General features: G+C 73.2%; 16 protein-coding genes, 1 pseudogene and 2 riboswitches. Of the genes and pseudogenes, 14 read left to right on the plus strand and 3 right to left on the minus strand.

Going from position 1 to position 20,497, the window contains the following annotated elements:
• Positions 1–851: 851 nt before the first annotated feature.
• From kdgD to ACZ6WN_RS22615, 5 genes are all read left to right on the plus strand, one after another.
• A complete protein-coding gene (gene kdgD, locus ACZ6WN_RS22595) occupies positions 852–1,766 on the plus strand; it encodes a 5-dehydro-4-deoxyglucarate dehydratase (RefSeq protein ID WP_465867793.1) in 915 nt (304 codons plus the stop codon).
• A 42-nt stretch (positions 1,767–1,808) separates the two neighbouring features.
• Positions 1,809–3,302 carry an aldehyde dehydrogenase (NADP(+)) gene (locus ACZ6WN_RS22600; RefSeq protein WP_465867795.1) on the plus strand — a complete coding sequence of 498 codons (1,494 nt, stop codon included), beginning with the start codon at positions 1,809–1,811 and terminating at the stop codon, positions 3,300–3,302.
• Positions 3,299–4,624 carry an enolase C-terminal domain-like protein gene (locus tag ACZ6WN_RS22605; protein ID WP_465867797.1) on the plus strand — a complete coding sequence of 442 codons (1,326 nt, stop codon included), beginning with the start codon at positions 3,299–3,301 and terminating at the stop codon, positions 4,622–4,624. Before ACZ6WN_RS22600 ends, ACZ6WN_RS22605 begins: the two co-directional genes overlap by 4 nt.
• Positions 4,625–4,653: 29 nt before the next feature.
• Positions 4,654–5,448, plus strand: coding sequence for a sulfite exporter TauE/SafE family protein (locus tag ACZ6WN_RS22610; protein WP_465867798.1), 795 nt, complete (start codon positions 4,654–4,656; stop codon positions 5,446–5,448).
• A gap of 205 nt (positions 5,449–5,653) precedes the next feature.
• The gene (locus tag ACZ6WN_RS22615) at positions 5,654–6,487 is read left to right on the plus strand and encodes an ion transporter (RefSeq protein WP_465867800.1); all 834 of its coding nucleotides are present in this window, start codon (positions 5,654–5,656) and stop codon (positions 6,485–6,487) included.
• Here the strand turns inward: ACZ6WN_RS22615 and ACZ6WN_RS22620 are convergent.
• Complete coding sequence (locus ACZ6WN_RS22620; protein WP_465867801.1) at positions 6,473–7,636, minus strand: ABC transporter substrate-binding protein; 1,164 nt, start codon at positions 7,634–7,636, stop codon at positions 6,473–6,475. The two genes, ACZ6WN_RS22615 and ACZ6WN_RS22620, sit on opposite strands and share 15 nt — an antisense overlap.
• Positions 7,637–7,741: 105 nt before the next feature.
• A riboswitch (cobalamin riboswitch) is annotated at positions 7,742–7,945 on the plus strand.
• Between the two features lie 56 nt (positions 7,946–8,001).
• Here ACZ6WN_RS22620 and ACZ6WN_RS22625 point away from each other — a divergent pair.
• The 5 genes and pseudogenes from ACZ6WN_RS22625 to bluB all read left to right on the plus strand — a co-directional run.
• A pseudogene (locus ACZ6WN_RS22625) lies at positions 8,002–8,190 on the plus strand (nitrite reductase); the annotation flags it as partial.
• Positions 8,191–8,820: 630 nt separating this feature from the next.
• Positions 8,821–9,489 (plus strand): precorrin-8X methylmutase, encoded by a 669-nt coding sequence (locus ACZ6WN_RS22630; protein ID WP_465868284.1) that lies wholly within the window; start codon positions 8,821–8,823, stop codon positions 9,487–9,489.
• Positions 9,486–11,078: a precorrin-3B C(17)-methyltransferase gene (cobJ, locus tag ACZ6WN_RS22635; RefSeq protein WP_465867802.1), complete on the plus strand. Its 1,593-nt coding sequence runs from the start codon at positions 9,486–9,488 to the stop codon at positions 11,076–11,078. The genes ACZ6WN_RS22630 and cobJ overlap by 4 nt, the downstream gene beginning before the upstream one ends.
• Positions 11,075–11,827, plus strand: a complete 753-nt coding sequence (cobM, locus tag ACZ6WN_RS22640) for a precorrin-4 C(11)-methyltransferase (RefSeq protein ID WP_465867804.1) — start codon at positions 11,075–11,077, stop codon at positions 11,825–11,827. The genes cobJ and cobM overlap by 4 nt, the downstream gene beginning before the upstream one ends.
• Positions 11,827–12,444 (plus strand): 5,6-dimethylbenzimidazole synthase, encoded by a 618-nt coding sequence (bluB, locus tag ACZ6WN_RS22645; RefSeq protein WP_465867805.1) that lies wholly within the window; start codon positions 11,827–11,829, stop codon positions 12,442–12,444. Before cobM ends, bluB begins: the two co-directional genes overlap by 1 nt.
• 32 nt (positions 12,445–12,476) lie before the next feature.
• Here bluB and cbiE read toward each other — a convergent pair whose 3' ends face one another.
• Positions 12,477–13,676, minus strand: a complete 1,200-nt coding sequence (cbiE, locus tag ACZ6WN_RS22650) for a precorrin-6y C5,15-methyltransferase (decarboxylating) subunit CbiE (protein ID WP_465867806.1) — start codon at positions 13,674–13,676, stop codon at positions 12,477–12,479.
• A gap of 16 nt (positions 13,677–13,692) precedes the next feature.
• Positions 13,693–13,833, plus strand: a riboswitch (cobalamin riboswitch).
• A gap of 25 nt (positions 13,834–13,858) precedes the next feature.
• Here cbiE and ACZ6WN_RS22655 point away from each other — a divergent pair.
• Genes ACZ6WN_RS22655 through ACZ6WN_RS22670 form a run of 4 tightly spaced genes read left to right on the plus strand, consistent with a single transcriptional unit; the run spans position 13,859 to position 20,074 of the window.
• Positions 13,859–15,958, plus strand: a complete 2,100-nt coding sequence (locus ACZ6WN_RS22655) for a VWA domain-containing protein (RefSeq protein ID WP_465867808.1) — start codon at positions 13,859–13,861, stop codon at positions 15,956–15,958.
• Positions 15,958–16,572: a cob(I)yrinic acid a,c-diamide adenosyltransferase gene (gene cobO / locus ACZ6WN_RS22660; protein WP_357341097.1), complete on the plus strand. Its 615-nt coding sequence runs from the start codon at positions 15,958–15,960 to the stop codon at positions 16,570–16,572. The genes ACZ6WN_RS22655 and cobO overlap by 1 nt, the downstream gene beginning before the upstream one ends.
• Positions 16,566–19,151, plus strand: a complete 2,586-nt coding sequence (locus ACZ6WN_RS22665) for a cobyrinate a,c-diamide synthase (RefSeq protein ID WP_465867810.1) — start codon at positions 16,566–16,568, stop codon at positions 19,149–19,151. The genes cobO and ACZ6WN_RS22665 overlap by 7 nt, the downstream gene beginning before the upstream one ends.
• The gene (locus ACZ6WN_RS22670) at positions 19,148–20,074 is read left to right on the plus strand and encodes a cobalamin biosynthesis protein (RefSeq protein ID WP_465867812.1); all 927 of its coding nucleotides are present in this window, start codon (positions 19,148–19,150) and stop codon (positions 20,072–20,074) included. The genes ACZ6WN_RS22665 and ACZ6WN_RS22670 overlap by 4 nt, the downstream gene beginning before the upstream one ends.
• Here the strand turns inward: ACZ6WN_RS22670 and ACZ6WN_RS22675 are convergent.
• Positions 20,062–20,421: a hypothetical protein gene (locus tag ACZ6WN_RS22675; RefSeq protein WP_465867814.1), complete on the minus strand. Its 360-nt coding sequence runs from the start codon at positions 20,419–20,421 to the stop codon at positions 20,062–20,064. The genes ACZ6WN_RS22670 and ACZ6WN_RS22675 overlap by 13 nt on opposite strands.
• Positions 20,422–20,497 lie beyond the last annotated feature (76 nt).

Genomic DNA, 20,497 nt, shown 5'->3' on the forward strand with positions numbered 1-20,497 from the left:
CGCCTCGCGCGCCCTGCTGACTATCTATTTTCCCTGATCAAACGGAGTTTTCGCGGTCAGCGAACGTCCTCGCTTCTGTGGATGGTAAGTGGCCCGAAGGGCCACCTCTCACACTCCACCAACACCACCTATCCCAGTAACGATTCCGCTGCGCCACACCCGGGCCGCCGCCCCGATAGCCAGCCAAATCTTTTCTCGATCTGGTCCGGAGTCCAGGACCGCGAAGCGGCCGGCGAAGCCGGCGCCCGCAGGGCGTCCTTGACGCCGGACCAGATCGAGAAGACCCTCAAAGAACGGGTCGGCGGCCTAGACCAGCCCCGAAGAAACGTTCCGCGACAGGTGGTCTCGACAAGCTCGACCATCGAGAGCGAACGAATGCCGAGTCGGCGCATCTTGACCGGCTCGCTCGCTTCGCTTCGCGAGACGCCGGTCAAGATCCGCCGACTCGGCAGGATTACGCCGCCCAGCCACTGCTCGTCGATGCGGCTCGGCCAGCGACAGGTGGTCTCGAGAGGCTCGACCACGGGAATGCCGACTCGGCAGGGTTGCGCCGCCCTGCCACCGCTCGGCGCTGCGGCTCGACCGCCGAGACATCCGGCCGCAGCACACGTCGCGGAAGCATTGACGCCGGGCGAGATCGAGAAGACCCTCGAGAACGGACCGGCGACCCAGGCGGACCCCGAAGAATCAGCGCGACAACCGCCCAAGACAAACCCAGCCATCGAGTCCCCGTGATGCTCCCGAAGCATCACGAGATTCAAATTCGGGCTTGGACAGGCATCACCGAACGTTCATAGCGTGATGGTCACCACCTTCCCCCTCAGCAACCCACCACCTGAAGGACGTGACTCGTGACCGAGTACAGCCCGACCGACCTGGCCGCTCAGCTCAAGAGCGGACTCCTCTCGTTCCCGGTCACCCATTTCACCGAGGACCTCCAGGTCGACGAGGAGGGCTACCGCAAGCACCTGAGCTGGCTGGCCGAGTACCCGGTGGCCGGTCTCTTCGCGGCCGGCGGCACGGGGGAGGGCTTCTCGCTGAACCCCGAGGAGACCGACCAGGTCGTACGGGCAGCCGTCGAGGAGGTCGCGGGGGCCGTGCCGGTGCTGGCGCCGGCGACGGGCAGCACGGCGAACGCGGTCGCGCAGGCGAAGGCGGCCGAGGCCGCGGGCGCGGACGGGATCCTGCTGATGCCGCCGTACCTCACCGAGGCTGGCCAGGCGGGTCTGGTCGAGCACGCGAGCCGGGTCTGCGAGGCCACCGGCCTTGGCGTCATCGTCTACAGCCGAGCCAACGCGGTGCTGCGCGACGAGGCCGTGGCACAGCTGGCAGAGCGCAACCCGACCCTGATCGGCTTCAAGGACGGCGTCGGCAACGTCGAGCAGATGACGCGCACCTACGCGCGGGTCGGCGACCGGCTCATCTACATCGGTGGCCTGCCGACGGCGGAGACCTTCGCGCTGCCGCTGCTCCAGCTCGGCGTGAGCACCTACTCCTCGGCGCTGTTCAACTTCGCGCCGCAGTGGGCGATCGAGTTCTACGAGGCCGTACGTGCTCAGGACCGCGACGAGGTCTACCGTCGTCTCAACGAGTTCGTGATCCCCTACCTCGACATCCGCGACCGCACGGCCGGCTACGCCGTGTCGATCGTCAAGGGCGGTCTGGCCGCGATCGGCCGGCCCGCCGGCCCGGTCCGCCCGCCGCTGACCGACCTGCGCGAGGACGAGATCGACGAGCTGCGCGAGCTGATCGCCCGGATCTCCTGACGCCGATCTGCCCCTGAGAGACCGACCCGATAGGAAGGGACCATGAGCTACCGCTCGATCATCGCCGGAGCCGACTCCGAGCAGCCCGACGTCACCGCCGCCACCAGCGCCGCGGCCGAGGCCTTCGCCGGCTACCGCGCCACATCCCCCGAGGCCCGGGCGGACTTCCTCGAAGCCGTCGCTGCCGAGATCGAGGCGGCTCGCGCCGAGATCGTCGAGGCCGCCGTCGCCGAGTCGCACCTGCCCGAGGGCCGGATCAGCGGCGAGGTCGGCCGCACCACCGGCCAGCTCCGGATGTTCGCCGGCGTCGTGCGACGCGGTGACCACCTGGGCGTACGCATCGACCCGGCCCTCCCGGACCGGACCCCGCTGCCGCGCTCCGACATCCGTCAGCGCCAGATCGCGCTGGGCCCGGTGGCGGTGTTCGGTGCCAGCAACTTCCCGCTCGCCTTCTCCACCGCCGGCGGCGACACCGCCTCGGCGCTGGCCGCGGGCTGTCCCGTGGTGGTCAAGGGCCACCCGGCGCACCCGCTCACCGGCTACCTGGTCGCGCAGGCCATCACCCGCGCGGTCGAGAAGGCCGGGCTGCACGCCGGCACCTTCTCCTTCCTCCTCGACACCGACGTCAAGGGCGGCATCGAGCTCGGCCAGGCCCTGGTCGTCGACCCGCGGATCAAGGCCGTCGGCTTCACCGGCTCCCGCGGGGGCGGGCTGGCGATCGTCGCGGCCGCCGCGGCCCGGCCCGAGCCGATCCCCGTCTACGCCGAGATGTCCTCGATCAACCCGGTCGTCATCCTTCCCGGGGCTCTCGAAAGCGACACAGACGCGCTCGCCGCGGCATACGTCGGCTCGCTGACCCTCGGCTCCGGCCAGTTCTGCACCAACCCTGGGCTGCTCTTCCTCCCGAGGAGCGAGGCGGGCGACGCCTTCCTGGCCGCTGCCGGGCGGGCCACCGCCGAGGCCATCGGCGCGACCATGCTCACGACCGGGATCGCCCGGGCCTACGAGGCCGGCACCGAGAAGCTCCGATCCACCGACGGTGTGACGGTCGTCGGCGAGGGCACCGCCGGTGACACCGACGCCCCCGCGCCCCAGATCGTCGAGGCCGCCCGTCTCGCCGGGGTGACCGACGAGGTCTTCGGCGCTTCCGGCGTCGTGGTCCGCTACGACACCGTCGAGGACCTGCTGCCCAGCCTGGACTCCCTCGAGGGCCAGCTCACCGCGACGGTCCACGCCACCGACACCGACCGCGAGGCCGCCGCCCGGGTCGTCTCCGCGCTCGAGGTCAAGGCGGGCCGGATCCTCTTCAACGGCTGGCCCACCGGCGTCGAGGTCGGCCACGCGATGGTCCACGGCGGCCCGTTCCCGGCCACCTCCGACTCCCGCACCACCTCGGTCGGCAGCCTCGCGATCGAGCGCTTCCAGCGCCCGGTCGCCTATCAGGACGTACCTGCCGCCCTCCTCCCGGAGGCGGTACGCGACGACAACCCGTGGCACCTCGCCCGCCGTATCGACGGGGAGCTCCAGCTGCCATGAGCATCGCTACGATCGCCAAGGTCGAGGTCGTGCCCGTCGCGGGCCACGACTCGATGCTGCTCAACCTCAGCGGCGCGCACGCGCCGTTCTTCACCCGCAACATCGCGATCCTCACCGACTCCGAGGGGCGCGAGGGCGTCGGCGAGGTCCCCGGCGGCGAGCCCATCCGCCGCACCATCGAAGAGGCCGCCGAGCTGCTCGTGGGGCAGCCCGTCACCCGCTACCGCAGCCTCCTGCGCCAGGTCTCGGACACCTTCGCCGACCGCGACGCCGGCGGCCGCGGAGCCCAGACCTTCGACCTGCGTACGACCGTCCACGCCGTCACCGCGCTGGAGTCCGCACTGCTCGATCTCGCAGGTCAGGCCCAGGGTGTGCCGGTCGCCGAGCTGCTCGGCGACGGCCAGCAGCGCGACTCGGTGCCGATGCTCGGCTACCTCTTCTACGTCGGCGACCCCGACACGACCGACCTGCCCTACCTCCGCGAGCCGGACGCCGCCGACGACTGGGACCGCCTCCGCAGGGAGGTCGCGCTGACCCCCGAGGCGGTCGTACGTCTCGCCGAGGCCGCCCAGGCCCGCTACGGCTTCCACGACTTCAAGCTCAAGGGCGGCGTCCTCGCCGGTGAGGAGGAGGTCGCCGCGGTGACCGCCCTCCACGAGCGGTTCCCCGACGCCAGGATCACCCTGGACCCCAACGGCGGCTGGCTGCTCGCCGACGCGGTCCGGCTGCTGAAGGGCAAGGACGATGTGCTCGCGTACGCCGAGGACCCTTGCGGCGCCGAGGGCGGCTACTCGGGGCGCGAGATCATGGCCGAGTTCAAGCGCGCCACCGGGCTGCGTACGGCGACCAACATGATCGCCACCGACTGGCGCCAGATGTCCCACGCGATCCGCACCAACGCCGTCGACATCCCCCTCGCGGACCCGCACTTCTGGACCATGTCCGGCTCCGTCCGCGTCGCCCAGCTGTGCCACGACTTCGGGCTGACCTGGGGCTCTCACTCCAACAACCACTTCGACGTCTCGCTGGCCATGTTCACCCAGGTCGGCGCCGCCGCACCGGGGGAGATCACCGCGCTGGACACCCACTGGATCTGGCAGGACGGCCAGGGGCTGACCGAGTCGCCGTTGGAGATCCGCGACGGTGCCGTCGCGGTGCCGACCGCCCCGGGTCTCGGGATCCGGCTCGACCGCGACCGGGTCGCGGCCGCGCACGAGCTCTATCTCGAGCACGGGCTGGGCGTACGCGACGACGGCGTCGCCATGCAGTACCTGGTGCCGGGGTGGACCTTCGACCCCAAGCGGCCGTGCCTGGTCCGATGACCGCCCGGTGAGCGCCGAGTGAGCGCCGAGTGAGCGCCGGGCTCGGCTGGCTCGTGCTCGCCGGCATCGGTGCGGGACTGACCGGCTCGGTGGCCGGTCTGGCCTCGCTCGTCAGCTACCCCTCCCTGCTGGCCGCGGGGCTGCCGCCGGTCGTCGCCAACGTCACCAACACGGTGGCCATGTTCGGCGTCACCGGCGGCACCGTCGCCGGCTCACGGCGCGAGCTGCGCGGCCAGGGCAGAAGGATCGCCTGGCTGGCCCTGGCCTCCTTCCTCGGCGGTGCGGTCGGCGCGGCCCTGCTGCTCACCACGCCGGCCGAGGCGTTCGAGACCGTTGTGCCCTGGCTGGTCGGCGCCGGGGCGGTGCTCCTGCTGCTCCGCGACCGGATCCGGGCCTGGGCAGCTGCCCGCGCGGCCGCCCGGCCGCCACGCCTCGGCCCACCACCAGGCGGCGAGGAGCGACGCACGCTGGCCCGAGGGTTCGGCTGGGGCGCCGTCGTGTTCGTGCTCGGCATCTACGGCGGCTACTTCGGCGCCGGCGTCGGGATCATCGCGCTGGCCGTCCTCGTGCTCGAGCGCACCGAGGCCCTGGCGATCACCAACGCGGTCAAGAACGTCGCCACCGGCGTGGCCAACGGCACCGCCGCGATCGCGTACGTCTTCTTCGCCCCCGTGGACTGGCCTGCCGCGATCGCGCTCGGAGCGGGGGCCGTGATCGGCGGCTTCCTGGGGCCGGCGATCGTCCGGGTCGCCCCCGAGCGCCCGCTGCGCTGGCTGGTCGGCCTCGCCGGTCTGGGCCTGGCCGTGCACCTCGCCACAACCTGAACCTCCGTCGGCTCGAGACCAACACGGTCCCGTCGAGCGCGACAGGGGACCGTGTTGGTCTCGACACGCCTCCGCCTAGCGGCTCCGGCGGCTCGACCAGCGGGGGAGCGGCTCGACCGGCGGGGGAGCGGGGCGTCGGTGAGGGTGGGGCAACCCGGCCGATAGGCTCCGGCCGCTGTCACAGGTCGCTGTTACACGGGAGGACATGACGACGATGGGTTCGGGCATCACCACAGTGCGCGGCCGGGTGCGTGCGCTGGTCGACGACGACACGTTCCAGAAGGTCATCATCGGGGTGATCATCCTCAACGCGGTGGTCCTCGGTGTCGAGACGATGGTCCCCGAACACCTCGCCCACGAGCTGGCGCTGCTCGACAGCGTGCTCCTCGGGGTCTTCGTCGTCGAGCTGGTGCTGCGGCTGGTGGCGTACGGCCCCAGGTTCTTCCTCGACCCGTGGAACATCTTCGACACCGTGATCGTCGCGATCGCGCTGGTGCCGGCGACCGGACCGATGTCGGTGCTGCGGGCGCTGCGGATCCTGCGCGTGCTGCGGCTGGTCAACTCGGTCCCCTCGATGCGCCGCGTGGTCGACGGTCTGATCGCGGCGATGCCGGGGATGGGCTCGGTCGCGGCGCTGCTGGTGCTGATGATGTACGTCGCGGTGGTCATCTCGACCAACCTCTACGGCTCGATCGCGCCGGAGTACTTCGGCGACCTCGGCACCAGCGCGTTCACGCTGTTCCAGACCATGACCGGCGAGGCCTGGCCCGACATCGCCCGCGAGGTGATGGCCGAGGACCCCTACGCCTGGATCTTCTTCGTCGTCTTCATCCTGGTGATGACCTTCGCGGTCCTCAACCTCTTCCTCGCCGTGGTCGTCTCGGGCATGGAGAGCGTCGAGACCCTCACCGAGCACGAGCTGGAGTCCGACGCCGAGATGATGGCCGTCCTCGCCTCGCTGCGCGAGGACCTCACCGCCGTACGCGAGGAGCTGGCGCTGACCCGGGCCGAGCTGCGCTCGGACTCAGCTGCCCGCTGAGCTGATCTCCCGCAGCACCAGGTTGCGGGGGCCGTCGGGAGTGCCCTTGACCACCCGCAGGAAGTAGAGCTGGTCGGGGTTGTGGTTGGGGTCGAAGGACCAGTTCCCGCGGGGGCTGACGATGGTGCCGACCGACCCGAGGGAGTCGGCGATCTCGTTGCGGTTGACGTCGTCGGAGAGGTCGAGCGCCTTGTCGAGCGCGGCCGCGGCGTCGTAGGCCTGCACCGAGTAGACCGTCGGGGTGGCGTCGTACGCCTTGCGGTAGTCCTTCACGAAGGCGTCGTTCATCAACGTGTCCATCGCGTCGCTGTAGTGCAGCGCGGTCCGCACCCCGGACGCGGCGCTGCCCAGCGCGGACAGCACGTCGCCCTCGGTGAGGAAGCCCGGGCCGTAGAGCCGGATGCTCCGGGCCAGGCCGGAGTCGCGGTACTGCTGCACGAACGCCTCGGCCTCCTTGCCGGCATAGGCGGCGTAGATCGCGTCCGCGCCCGACTCCTTCGCCTTGTCGAGGAGGCCCGACCACTCCTCGGTCACGCCCGCCGGCGTGTAGCTCTGGCCCGCCACGCTGCTGCCCGATGCCTCCAGGGCGATCATGAAGCTGTCGGAGAGCTGGTGACCGGCCGCGTCGTCGGACCCGATGACGTACGCAGAGCCGCCGTCGGTCTCCTGGGCGACCGTCTTGCCGACCGCGCCGCCCAGGCTCGCGTTGGTCGAGGACGTACGCCACAGGTAGTCGGACCCGTCGGCGAGCCCGTCGGCGCCGGCGCCGGTGACGATCAGCGGCGTCTCGCTGTTCTTCGCGAGGTCCTTGGCCGCCAGCGCCGTCTCCGAGCTCACCAGCCCGACGACCGCGTGGACCTCCTCGTCCTCGATCAGCCTGCGCACCGCGGCGACGCCGGTCTCGACCCGCTCGCCCTCGTCGGCCTCGACGACGTCGACCAGCCGGCCGCCGAGCTTCCCGCCGTGCTGCTCGAGGTAGAGCTCGAAGCCGCGGGACATGTCGGTGCCGATCGATTCGTGAACGCCGGAGGTGGGCACCACCAGGCCGATCGAGACCTCCTCCGGGCCCGTGGCGCAGGCCGTCAGGCCGAGGGCGAGCGCCGAGATGGTCGCGAGCACGAGCAGTTGTCGGCGAGCCGAGCCGGTCACGGGGGACTCCATCTGTGGAAAGACGGGTGGGAGGGTTCCGAGTAGGCGAACACTGGCACAAACCGTGGCCGAGGGGTGAGCAATTCGGTGCCGTGTCCGCAAGTGGGTAGTCTCGCCCTGCCAGTCGTACTCCATGCCTGATGGGGTCAGGGAACCCGGTGAGAGTCCGGGACTGACGCGCAGCGGTGAGGATGACGGGCGGGGCACGCCCTCTCTCCGGGGAGGGCAGCCACTGGAGCCTGGCTCCGGGAAGGCGTCCCGCACCGATCGATTCCGAGTCCGAAGACCTGCTGGCTCTGGCGGCGCCCGCCGCCAGGTCACCACGTGCCCCGCGCAAGGGCACATGACGCAGAGCAGGTGTCCCGATGTCGCGAGTCCGAACCGACCGATGCCCCGGAATCGGTCGTCCGTGGGCGGCCGAGGACGGCCTGCTGGTGCGGCTGCGCCTGATCGGCGGGTCCGTCTCCTCCGCCGCGCTGCTCTCGCTGGTCTCCGTCGCGGAGACCTACGGCGACGGGCGGATCTACCTCACCGGCCGCGCCAACCTGCAGGTGCGCGGCCTGCCGAGTGTCGACGGCGGCCTTCCGGGCGAGGTGCTCACCGCGCTGAAGGCGACCGGTCTGGTGCCGGCCCAGACCCACGAGCTCGTCCGCAACGTGATGGTCTCCCCGCAGACCGGGCTCGCCGGGGGCCTCGCCGACCTGCGTGGCGTCGCGGCGTCGCTGGACCGGCTCCTGTGCGCCTCGCCGCGGCTGGCCGCGCTGCCGGGGCGGTTCCTCTTCGTGCTCGACGACGGCCGCGGCGACCTGGTCTCGCGGGAGTGCGACCTCGGGCTGGTGGCGCTCTCGGAGGCCGAGGCTCAGCTGCGCGTCGGTGACGCGTGGGGGCCGGTCGTCCCGCTCGCCGAGGCCGCGTCCCGGCTGGTCGCGCTCGCCGCCCGCTTCCTGGACGTACGCGGCGAGGGGCCGTCGGCGGCCTGGCACGTCACCGAGCTCGACGGCCCGCTCCTCGAGCCGGAGGCGGCCGATGCGCGGGTGCCGGCCGCGGCCGAGGAGCTCGGGTTCGGCGAGGTGCCCGGGGGCGAGCACGTCGCGGCCGTCGACGGAGCCCTGGACCGGGCCGCCGTCGAGGCGCTGGCGCAGCGGGGCCCGGCGCTCGTGGTGACACCGTGGCGCGGCGTACTGGTGCCTTCGCCGAAGGCGCGCCCGACCCGGCGCTACCACTACATCGACCAGGGGCCGGCGATCTACGTCGACTCCTTCGCGACCATCCGGCGCGAGGCCGACCTCTCCGCGGTGCCGCCCGATGCCGAGCGGCTCGCGGTGCGGATGATCCACGGCAGCGGTCAGGTCGACCTCGCCGCCGACCTGGTCATCCACCCCGGCCTGGTGAAGGCCGCGCGCGGCGCGCTGGAGGCCGGGGCGCCCATCCTGTGCGACGCGACGATGGTCGCCACCGGGGTCACCCGCAGCCGGCTCCCGCGCGAGAACGAGGTGCTCTGCATGCTCGGCGACGACCGGGTCCCCGCGCTCGCCCGGGAGTGGAGGACGACCCGCACCGCCGCCGCGCTCGCGCTGTGGGAGCCCTACCTGGAGGGGGCCGTGGTCGCCATCGGCAACGCTCCGACGGCGCTGTTCCACCTGCTCGAGATGATCCTCGACGGCGGGCCGCGACCGGCCGCGATCGTGGGCTGCCCGGTCGGCTTCATCGGCGCCGCCGAGTCCAAGGAGGCGCTCGCCTCCTTCGCCACCGACCACGGGATCGACATCCCCTTCGTCACCGTCCGTGGCCGCCGCGGCGGCTCCGCGATGACCTCCTCCGCCCTCAACGCACTCGCCCAGGAGCAGGAATGAGCAGCACTCAGCAGGCTCCGGGGCGATTCACCGTCGTCGGGATCGGCCCGGGCGACCCCGAGCTGATCACCCTCAAGGCCGCCCGGCTGATCGGTGCGGCGCCGGTGGTCGCCTACCACGCCGGGGTGCGCAAGCAGTCCCACGCCCGCCGGATCGCGTCCTCGCTGATCCCTTCGGGGGCGATCGAGGAGGAGCTGCGCTACCCGGTCACCACCGGGACCACCTCGCACCCGGGCGGCTATGTCGGGGCGATGGCCGAGTTCTACGAGTCCTGCGCGGTCCGGCTCTCGGCCCACCTCGACGCCGGCCGCGACGTGGTCCTGCTCGCGGAGGGCGACCCGCTCTTCTACGGCTCCTCGATGTACCTCCATGACCGGTTCAAGGAGGTCTACGAGACCTCCGTCGTGCCGGGGGTGCCCGCCTTCGCGGCCGCCACCGCGGCCGTCTCGACGCCGCTGGTGCGTCAGACCGACGTCCTCACGGTGCTGCCGGGCACGCTGCCCGAGCCCGAGCTCGCCCGCCGGCTGGCCGACACCGAGGCCGCCATCATCATGAAGCTCGGCCGCACCTTCCCGGCGGTGCGTTCCGCCCTGGAGGCGGCCGGGCGGCTCGAAGGTGCCTGGTACGTCGAGCGTGCCTCGCAGCCCGAGGAGCGCTGGCTGCCCGTCGCCGACGTCGACCCCTCCTCGGTGCCCTACTTCTCTCTCATCGTCGTCCCCGGCGACACGGCCCCCGCACCGGCCCCCGCACCGGCGCCCGCACCGGCGCCCGCACCGGTCGCGGCGCGGCTGCGGCAGGAGCTACCCGCGGTCGAGTCCGGCGAGGCGATGCGCGGGGGCGTGTCGACGGACTCGGCCTCCGGGGAGGTGCTCGTCGTCGGCCTGGGGCCGGGCCCGGAGGCGTGGCTGACCCCCGAGGTGAGCTCGGCGCTGGCGGAGGTGGGTCACGTCATCGGCTACGCGCCGTACGTCAACCGGGTGCCGCAGCGCGCTGGGCTGCAGCGGCATGCCTCCGGCAACACCGTCGAGGTCGACCGGGCCCGGCACGCCCTGGACCTGGCGCTCGCGGGGGAGAAGGTCGCCGTCGTCTCCGGCGGCGACGCCGGCGTCTTCGGGATGGCTTCCGCCGTCTTCGAGGCCGCCGAGGATCCGGCCTACACCGGCGTACGCGTCCGGGTGCTGCCCGGGGTCAGCGCCGTCCAGGCGGTGGCCGCGCGGGCGGGCGCCCCGGTGGGGGCCGACTTCGCGGTGATGTCCCTCTCCGACCGGCTCAAGCCGTGGTCCGTCGTCGAGGACCGGCTGCGCGCGGTCGCCGCCGCCGACCTGGTCCTGGCCATCTACAACCCGGCCTCGCGCTCGCGCACCGAGCAGATCGGGCTGGCCCGTGACGTACTCCTCGAGCAGCGCAAGCCCGACACCGTCGTCATCGTCGGCCGCGACGTCGGACGGGCCGAGGAGTCGCTGACGGTGACCACCCTCGGTGATCTCGACCCCGCGTCCATCGACATGAAGTGCCTGGTCATCGTGGGGGCGAGCTCGACGCGGGCGACCGCCTCGGGGCAGGTCTGGACGCCGAGGTACGTCCGATGACCGATCCCGTGACCGTCCACTTCGTCGGCGCCGGGCCGGGCGCCGCAGACCTGCTGACCGTCCGCGCGACCCGGCTGCTCGCGGCCGCGGACGTGGTGCTCTATCCCGGCACCTACCTCGATCCCGAGGTGCTGGCACATTGCAGCCCGTCGGCCGCGCTGGTCGACACCCAGAAGCTCGACCTGGACCAGATCATCGACCGGACCGTGGCCGCTCACCGAGCCGGTCACCAGGTCGTACGCCTCGTCTCCGGCGACCCGTCGGTCTACTCGGCCGTGGCCGAGCAGACCCGGCGCCTCGACGCCGCGCAGGTGCCGTGGGACGTGACCCCCGGGGTGCCGGCCTATGCGGCGGCGGCCGCGCTGGTGGGGCGGGAGCTGACCGTGCCGCTGGTGGCGCAGTCGGTCGTCCTCACCCGCACCCAGGCCCGCTCGACGGCGATGCCGGAGGGGGAGTCGCTGGCTGCGTACGCGGCGACCGGGGCGACCCTCGTGCTCCACCTGGCGATCCGGCGCACCCGGGAGCTGATGGCCGAGCTGCTGCCCTACTACGGGCCGGAGTGCCCGGTCGTGGTCGTCTACCGTGCCAGCCAGCCCGAGGAGCTGGTGCTGCGCGGGACGGTCTCGACGACCGCCGACGCGGTCGAGGAGGCCGGCCTGCGGCAGGCCGCCGTCATCCTCGCCGGCCCGGCGCTGGCCCGCGACGGTGGTGAGTCGTTCCTCTACGACGCCGCTCGGGAGCGTGCCTGATGGACCTCTACGACGCCATCAACCGCCGCCGGGACACGCGTGCGGAGTTCACCGGCGAGCCGGTGGATCCTGCCGTGCTCGAGCGGCTCCTCTCCGCCGCCCACGCCGCCCCGAGCGTCGGCATGTCGCAGCCCTGGGACTTCGTGCTCGTACGCGACACCGACCGCCTCGAGCGCTTCCACGCCCATGTCGCGACCGAGCGTGACACCTTCGCCGCGACCCTGTCCGGCGAGCGGGCCGAGACCTTCTCCCGGATCAAGATCGAGGGCATCCGCGAGTCCGGGCTGGGCATCGTGGTCGGCTACGACCCGACCCGCGGCGGCCCCAACGTGCTCGGCCGCCATGCCATCGCCGACGCCGGCCTCTACTCGGTCGTCTGCGCCATCCAGAACCTCTGGCTCGCCGCGACCGCCGAGGGCCTCGGTGTCGGCTGGGTCAGCTTCTACCGCGAGGAGTTCCTGCGGGACCTGGTCGGCATGCCCGAGGGCGTACGTCCCGTCGCCTGGCTCTGCGTCGGGCCCGTCGCCGACCTCCCCGACGTCCCCGACCTGGAGCGCTTCGGCTGGCGCCACCGCTCGCCGCTCTCGACGGTGGTCCACGAGGAGAAGTTCGGCTAGTCCCTCAGGATCGAGGGCGTCGTCGAGCCCACTTACCGGATCGATACCTGGGGAGCGCTGTAGGCCCACTGCACGACCGTGCGCTGGGGTGCCCAGCCGCGGAAGGTGCCGATCGTGTCGACGGACTCGACCGAGATCCGGGTCAGCTCGCCGCCGAGCTCGGCATGCTGCCGCGCCAGGAGCTGCTCGGTCTCCAGGGTGACGCCGTGGACGACGATGCGGCCGCCGGGACGGAGGGCGGCGAGGCAGGTGTCGAGTACGCCGGGGCGGGTCGCGCCGCCGCCGATGAAGATCGCGTCGGGAGAGCGGAGGCCGGTCAGGGCGTCGGGGGCGCGGCCCTCGACGACGGCGAGGCCCGGTACGCCGAGGCGGGCCGCGTTGCGGGCGATCCGGGCGGCCCGCTCGGGGCTGGCCTCGATGGCCGTCGTGGTGCAGGAGGGGTGCGCCCGCATCCACTCGATCCCGACCGAGCCGGCACCGGCGCCGACGTCCCACAGGTGCGCCCCAGGAGTGGGTGCCAGCCGGGCCAGGGCCGAGGCGCGCAGGTCGCGCTTGGTCAGCTGGCCGTCGTTCTCGAAGGCATCGTCAGGCAGGCCGGCGGACCAGCCGTAGAGGTGCGCGCCGGCGCACTCGATCGCCACGACGTTGAGCCGTGGCGACTCGCCCGTCCAGGTCGAGGCGGTCGCGGTCCGGGCGCTCTCCGTGTCCGCTCCCAGCCCTCCCAGGACGGTCATGGCGGAGCCCCCGAAGCCCGCTGTGACCAGGAGGTTCGCGATTTGGGCAGGGGTCGATTCGTCGGCGGAGAGGGCCAGGATCCGGCGGCCGGGGGCGAGCTCGCGAGCAACCAGGGACACGTCACGGCCGACCAGGCTGACGACCACGCACGACTCGGCCGCCCAGCCCATCCGGGCGCGGGCGAGGGCGACGGAGGAGACGGCCGGCTCGATGCGTACGTTCTCCCGGCCGAGGAGCGAGATCAGCGTCGTGCCGATGCCAGAGACCAGCGGGTCACCCGAAGCCAGGGCGACCGCGTCTCCGATGCCGTCGAGCAGCGCCGGGAGGCCCTCACGCAGCGGCGAGGGCCAGGGCTCGCGCCGCTGGCCGGGGACGTCCGGGACGAGGTCGAGGTGACGCTTGCCGCCGAGGAGGACCGGGGCCTCCCGGACCAGCTGCTGGTGACGTGCGGGGACCTCGTCCCACCCTCCGGCACCGATGCCCACCACGACGATCATGAGGCCAGACGCTACAGTGACCGCACAGGCGCGAGGTGCCCCGACTGGGGAGAATCTGGGAAGCCGGTGAGATTCCGGCACAGGCCCGCTGCGGTGAATCGAGCCCCATCACGGGGACTCGACAAGTCCGAAGACCGGCCTCGCGTCCATCCATCCAACGCGATAGGGAGCGGGAGCCTCTCATGCCGGTGCACTACCCATTTTCTGCCGTCCTCGGCTGCCAGGCGGACGATCTCGACGACATGGGCCTCGCGCTCGTGCTCACCACGATCTCCCCGGAGATCGGCGGGGTCCTGGTCCGTGGCGAGAAGGGGACCGCGAAGTCGACGGCCGTACGCGGCCTGGCGGCCGTGCTGCCCTCGATCTCGGTCTACGCCGGGGATCGGTTCTCGATCGATCCCGCCGACCCCTCCGCGGAGTCGCCGGACGGGCCGTTCGGGTCCGCCGCCGCCGTGGAGAGCCGGCCGGTGCGGCTGGTCGAGCTCCCGGTCGGCGCCACCGAGGACCGGGTCGTCGGCTCGCTCCACCTGGAGAGCGCGCTCTCGCGCGGGGCCGTCGAGTTCGAGCCGGGGCTGCTGGCCCGGGCCCACCGCGGCCTGCTCTACGTGGATGAGGTCAACCTCCTCCACGACCACCTGGTCGACCTGCTCCTGGACGCGGCCGCGATGGGCCGGGTCTCGGTCGAGCGCGACGGGGTCTCGGTCGAGCACGCCGCCCGGTTCGTCCTGATCGGCACCATGAACCCCGAGGAGGGCGAGCTGCGCCCGCAGCTGCTGGACCGCTTCGGGCTCACCGTCGAGGTGGCCGCGCCCCGGGACCCGGCGCTGCGCGCCGAGGTCGTCCGCCGCCGGATGGCCTTCGACCTGGACGCGCCCGCCTTCGTCGAGCGCTATGTGGCCGCCGAGCGCGACCTGACCGCGCGGGTCTCCACCGCGCGTGCTCTGGTCGGGAAGGTCCGGCTCACCGCGCCCGGGCTGCTCAAGATCGCCGAGGTCTGCGCGGCGTTCGAGGTCGACGGGCTGCGCGCCGACATCGTCACCGCGCGCACCGCGGTCGCGCACGCCGCCTGGGCCGGCCGCTCCGAGGTCACCCGCGCCGACATCCGCCGCGCCGCCCTGCTGGCCCTGCCGCACCGCCGTCGCCGCAATCCCTTCGACGCCCCCGGGCTCGACGAGGACCTGCTCGACCGCATCCTCGGCGACGAGGAGCTGCCGCCGGAGCCTCCCGAGGGTGGGCCCGAGGACGGCCCCGAGAACGGGCCGGAGGACGGGTCCGATCCGGCTCCGCCCAGCGGCGAGGATCGCGCCGACGCGGAACCCCCGTCAGCCGAGCCCGGCGAGAGCCGGCGAGACGGTGCCGAGACCGACGCTGCCGACTCCGTGGACGACCAGCCCGAGGCCCCGCCCACGCCCACCGCTCCCGCGGGCGAATCGGTCACCACGGCCGCCCCGGCCTACCGCCCCCGCCTCCTGACCGTGACCGGCCTGGGCACCGGCCGCACCGGCGGCCGGAGCAAGGCGATCGGCAGCAGCGGCCGCCGGATCGGCGCGAGCACCGGCGTCCGCGGCTCGCTCCACCTCGTCGAGACGCTCAAGGCGGCCGCGGGCAAGCAGGCCGCCCGCCCGCGTACGTCCGCGAAGGTCGAGCTGCGCACCGAGGACCTCCGCACCGCGGTCCGGGAGGGCCGCGAGGCCAACCTGGTGCTCTTCTGCGTGGATGCGTCCGGGTCGATGGCTGCGCGCAAGCGGATGGCGCAGGTCAAGGCCGCGGTTCTCTCGCTGCTGCTGGACGCCTACCGGCGTCGCGACAAGGTCGGCATGATCACCTTCCGCGGCGAGGGCGCGGAGCTGGTGCTGCCGCCGACCGGGTCGGTCGACCTCGCCGCGGCACGCCTCGACGAGGTGCCCGCCGGAGGACGTACGCCGCTGGCCGAAGGCCTCCTCGAGGCCGCCCGCGTGCTGCAGCGCGAGCACCTGCGCGACCCCGATCTGCGGCCGCTGCTGGTGGTCGTCACGGACGGCCGCGCGAACTCGTCCCGGAAAACGGCGCAGGCCCACGGCAAGGATGCCGTCAGGCGATCGCAGCAGGCCGCCGCGTACGTCGCCGGTCTGGGTGTCACCACCGTCGTCATCGACTCCGAGAGCGGGCCGATGCGGCTCGGTCTGGCCCGCCGGCTCGCTGAGCATCTGGGCGCCGAGCACGTGCCGGTCGCCGAGGTGAGCGCCGAGGCGCTGACCTCCGCGGTGCACGGCTACACCGCCGCCGGGAAGGGAGCAGCCTGATGCCCAAGGGACAGCCGCTGAACGTACCCGACGACGGGCTCACCACCCGCCAGCGCCGCAACCGGCCCCTGCTGATGGTCCACACCGGGCCCGGCAAGGGGAAGTCGACCGCCGCCTTCGGGCTCGCGCTGCGCGGCTGGAACCAGGGCTGGCGGATCGGGGTCTTCCAGTTCGTGAAGTCGGCCAAGTGGCGCATCGGTGAGCAGACCGTGCTCGAGCGCCTCGGGAAGCTGCACGAGGAGACCGGCGAGGGCGGTCCGGTCGACTGGCACAAGATGGGCTCCGGATGGTCCTGGTCGCGCAAGCAGGGTGAGGCCGAGGACCACGCCGCGGCTGCCGCCGAGGGCTGGGCCGAGATCAAGCGGTGCCTGGCCGAGGAGCGCTACGACCTGCTGGTCCTCGACGAGTTCACCTACCCGATCAAGTGGGGGTGGGTCTCCGCCGAGGAGGTGGCGTCGGTGCTCTCCGAGCGCCCGGGGCGCCAGCACGTCGTGATCACCGGCCGTGACGCCGACCCAGCCGTGCTCGAGGTCGCGGACCTGGTCACCGAGATGACCAAGATCAAGCACCCGATGGACGCCGGCCAGAAGGGCCAGCGGGGCATCGAATGGTGACCCTGCCCCGGCTGGTGGTCGCTGCTCCCTCGACCGGGTCGGGCAAGACGACCATCGCCACCGGGCTGATGGCGGCGCTGCGCGCTGCCGGGACGACGGTGAGCGGGCACAAGGTCGGCCCGGACTACATCGACCCCGGCTACCACGCGCTCGCCACCGGGCGTCCGGGACGAAACCTCGACCCTCACCTGGTGGGGGAGTCGCGGGTCGTGCCGCTGCTCCTCCACGGTGCCGCCGGAGCCGACGTGGCGGTCGTCGAGGGTGTCATGGGCCTCTACGACGGCCGCCTCGGCACCGACGGCTTCGCCTCGACCGCCCACGTCGCGGCCCTGACCTCCTCGCCGGTGGTCCTGGTCCTCGACGTCGCCCGGATGTCCCGCTCCGCCGCCGCGATCGCCGCCGGGATGGCGGCCTTCGACCCGTCGGTACGCATCGGGGGAGTCGTGCTCAACCGCTGCTCCCCGGGACGCAACGCGTCCGAGATCGGGCGAGCGCTGGAGCAGGTCGGCCTGCCGGTGCTCGGCATGCTCCCACGGGACGAGTCGCTCGCGTCCCCGTCGCGTCACCTGGGTCTCGTCCCGGTCGACGAGCGCGACGAGTCGGTCGCGCTGATCCAGCGGCTGGGGGAGCAGGTCGCGGCTCACCTCGACCTGGCGGCGCTCCTGGACGTCGCCCGCTCAGCCACCGACCTGCACGCCGAGCCGTGGGATCCGGCCACGGCACTGGAGACCGACGCCTCGCCAGGCGGAGAACGCCCGGTCGTCGCGGTCGCGGGTGGCAGGGCGTTCACCTTCCGCTACCCCGAGACCGAGGAGCTGCTGGAGGCGGCAGGCTGCGACGTACGCTCCTTCGACCCGCTCACTGATCCCACGCTCCCCGAGGGCACGAGGGGGATCTACCTCGGCGGCGGGTTCCCCGAGATGTACGCCGCCGAGCTGGCCGCCAACACGAGCCTGCTCCGGGACCTGAGGGCCGCCGTCGAGGCCGGGACCCCGACCGTCGCCGAGTGCGCAGGTCTGCTCTATCTGGCCGAGTCTCTCGACGGCGTACCGATGGCCGGCGCCCTCCCCGCCCGCGCCGCGATGAGCGAGCGCCTCACCCTGCGCTACCCGGTCGCCACCGCTGCCTCCGACTCCCTCCTCACGCGCGCCGGCGAGCAGGTCACCGGCCACGAGTTCCACCGCACCACCACCTCGCCCCCGGCCGGGACCCAGGCGGCCTGGACCGTCGACGAGATGCCGACCGGCTTCAGCAGCGACACCGTCCACGCGTCGTACCTCCACGTGCACTGGGCCGGCCATCCGCACCTGGCGCGCCGCTTCGCCGAAGCCGTCCGTCGAGCCGACGCCCCCGTCGGTCGAGCCGACGTCGTGAGGGACGAGCGACGTCGTGTCGAGACCAACACGGTCCCATCGAGCGCGACAGGGGACCGTGTTGGTCATCTCGACAAGCTCGATACAACGCTCGACACGCCTCCGCCTAGCGGCTCCGGCGGCTCGACCAGCGGGGGAAGCGGTTCGACCAGCGGGGGAAACGGTTCGCCCAGCGGAAGCAGCGAAGGCGGAGTGGCTGATCCGCTGCGGCACCACGGGGACGTCGAGGTGGGCGAGGGGCTGCTCGACTTCGCGGTCAACGTCTACCCGGACCCGCGGCCGGAGTGGCTGGACCAGGCGCTCCACGACTCGCTCGCGCCCACCGCCTACCCCGACGAGGAGCCGGCGCGCGCGGCGCTGGCGAAGCACCACGCACGCGACCGCGACGAGGTGCTCCCGACGGCGGGGGCGGCGGAGGCGTTCACGCTGGTCGCGCGAGCCAGGACGTGGCGGAAGCCGGTCGTCGTGCATCCGCAGTTCACCGAGCCCCACGCGGCGCTCGAGCAGGCCGGCCACCGAGTCACCGAGGTGCGCCTCCGCCACCAGGACGGGTTCACCCTCGACCCCGCCGCCGTGCCCGACGACGCGGACCTGGTCGTCGTCGGCAACCCGACCAACCCCACCGGCGTACTCCATCCCGCCGAGACCCTCCGAGCGCTCCTGCGCCCCGGCCGGCTGGTCGTGGTCGACGAGGCGTTCATGGACGCTGTCCCCGGCGAGCCCGAGACGCTCACCGGCGACCGCGCCGAGGGCTTGCTGGTGATCCGGAGCCTGACGAAGCACTGGTCGATCCCGGGCGTACGCGCCGGCTATGTCGTCGGCGACCCCACCGCGGTCGGCGACCTCGAGGCCGTACGCACCCCGTGGTCCGTCTCGGCCACCGCCGCCGCCGCGATGCTCGCCTGCGCGACCGAGCGGGCGAGCGCCGAGGCCCGCGAGCGCGCCGAGCGGATCGCCGCCTGGCGCGACCATCTCGAGGCCGGCCTGCGCGACCTGGAGATCGAGTACGTCGCGTCGACCGCCTCCTTCGTCCTGGCCCGCCCGGGCGCGGGAGTCCGTGAGACCCTGCGGGACCACGGCATCGCCGTACGCCGCGCCGACACCTTCCCCGGCCTCGGCCCGGACTGGGTGCGGATCGCGGTGCGCCCGCACGAGCCGACCGACCGGCTCCTGGCCGCGCTGCGCCGGACCGGGGGAGCGCGGTGAGCGCGCGAGCGGTCGGGCTCCTCGCCGGGTTCGCGCTCGACCGGCTGCTCGGCGACCCGCGGCGATTCCACCCGGTCGCCGGCTTCGGCACGGTCGCGACGAAGGCGGAGCAGGCCTGGTATGCGGACGACCGCGCCCGCGGCGTCCTCCACACCGCCACGCTGGTCGGCGGAGCGGTGGTCCTCGGTGCTGTCGCGGAGCGCCTCGCCCCCGGGCGAGCGGGGAAGACGCTGGTGACCGCGGCCGCGACCTGGGCGGTCCTGGGCGGCCGCTCGCTGGAGCGTGAGGCACTGGCCGTCCACGAGCACCTCGACCGCGACGACCTCCCGGCCGCGCGCCGGCGGCTGACCCACCTCGTCGGCCGCGACACCCACCAGCTCGACGCCTCCGAGGTCTCCCGGGCGGTGGTGGAGAGCGTCGCCGAGAACACCTCCGACGCGGTGGTCGCGCCCCTGGTATGGGGCGCCGTCGCGGGCGTACCCGGCCTGCTCGGCTACCGCGCCGCCAACACCCTGGACGCGATGGTCGGGCACCACAACGACCGCTACGAGCGGTTCGGCTGGGCCAGCGCCCGCCTGGACGACCTGCTCAACCTGCCCGGCTCCCGGATGTCCGGCCTGCTCACGATGGCCGCCGCGCCCTCACGCGTGAAGCAGGCGTGGGCGGCCTGGCGTCGCGACGCCGCCCAGCACCCGAGCCCCAACGCCGGCGTCGTGGAGGCCACCTTCGCCGGCGTGCTCGACATCCGCCTCGGCGGCACCAACCGCTACTACGGCAACCGGATCGAGCATCGCGCGGTGATGGGCGACGGCCGCGACGCCGCCCCGATCGACGTGGTCGAGGCGACCACCCTGGCCCGCAGGGTCGGCATCGGCGCGGCCCTGGTCGCGGCGGCGTACGCCGTCATCGTTCAGCGCCCGTGACGGAAGGCCCGCGCCAGGACCGCGGGCGGAGCATCGGCGATGCCCGGCCCGCCGGCGCGGGTCCACTCGGCCAGGGCGTCGGCGACCCGGGTCGTGCCGACCCGGGCGACCCAGACCGGCCGCGCCCCGCGCTGCCGGCCCTCGGGTGAGGGGCCGACGACCACGACATCGGCTCGCTCGCACGGGCCGAGGCAGTCGGCGACACGGACTGTCGCCGACTCCCCGGCCACCGCGTTCAGCGTCGTGAGCACGGCCGCGTGGTCCGCCCCGGGCGACTTCCGCTCGGTCCCGCAGCAGCAGCCGCGGCAGACCGTCAGCGTCGGCCGCCCGGGGGCCGAGCCGCTCATCCCTCGCAGGCCTCGCAGTCCGGGCCGTTCTCGATGGCACAGACCGCGGCGTCGCTCCAGTCGTCCCAGCTGAGGT

Source organism: Nocardioides sp. NPDC054178 (assembly GCF_055585005.1).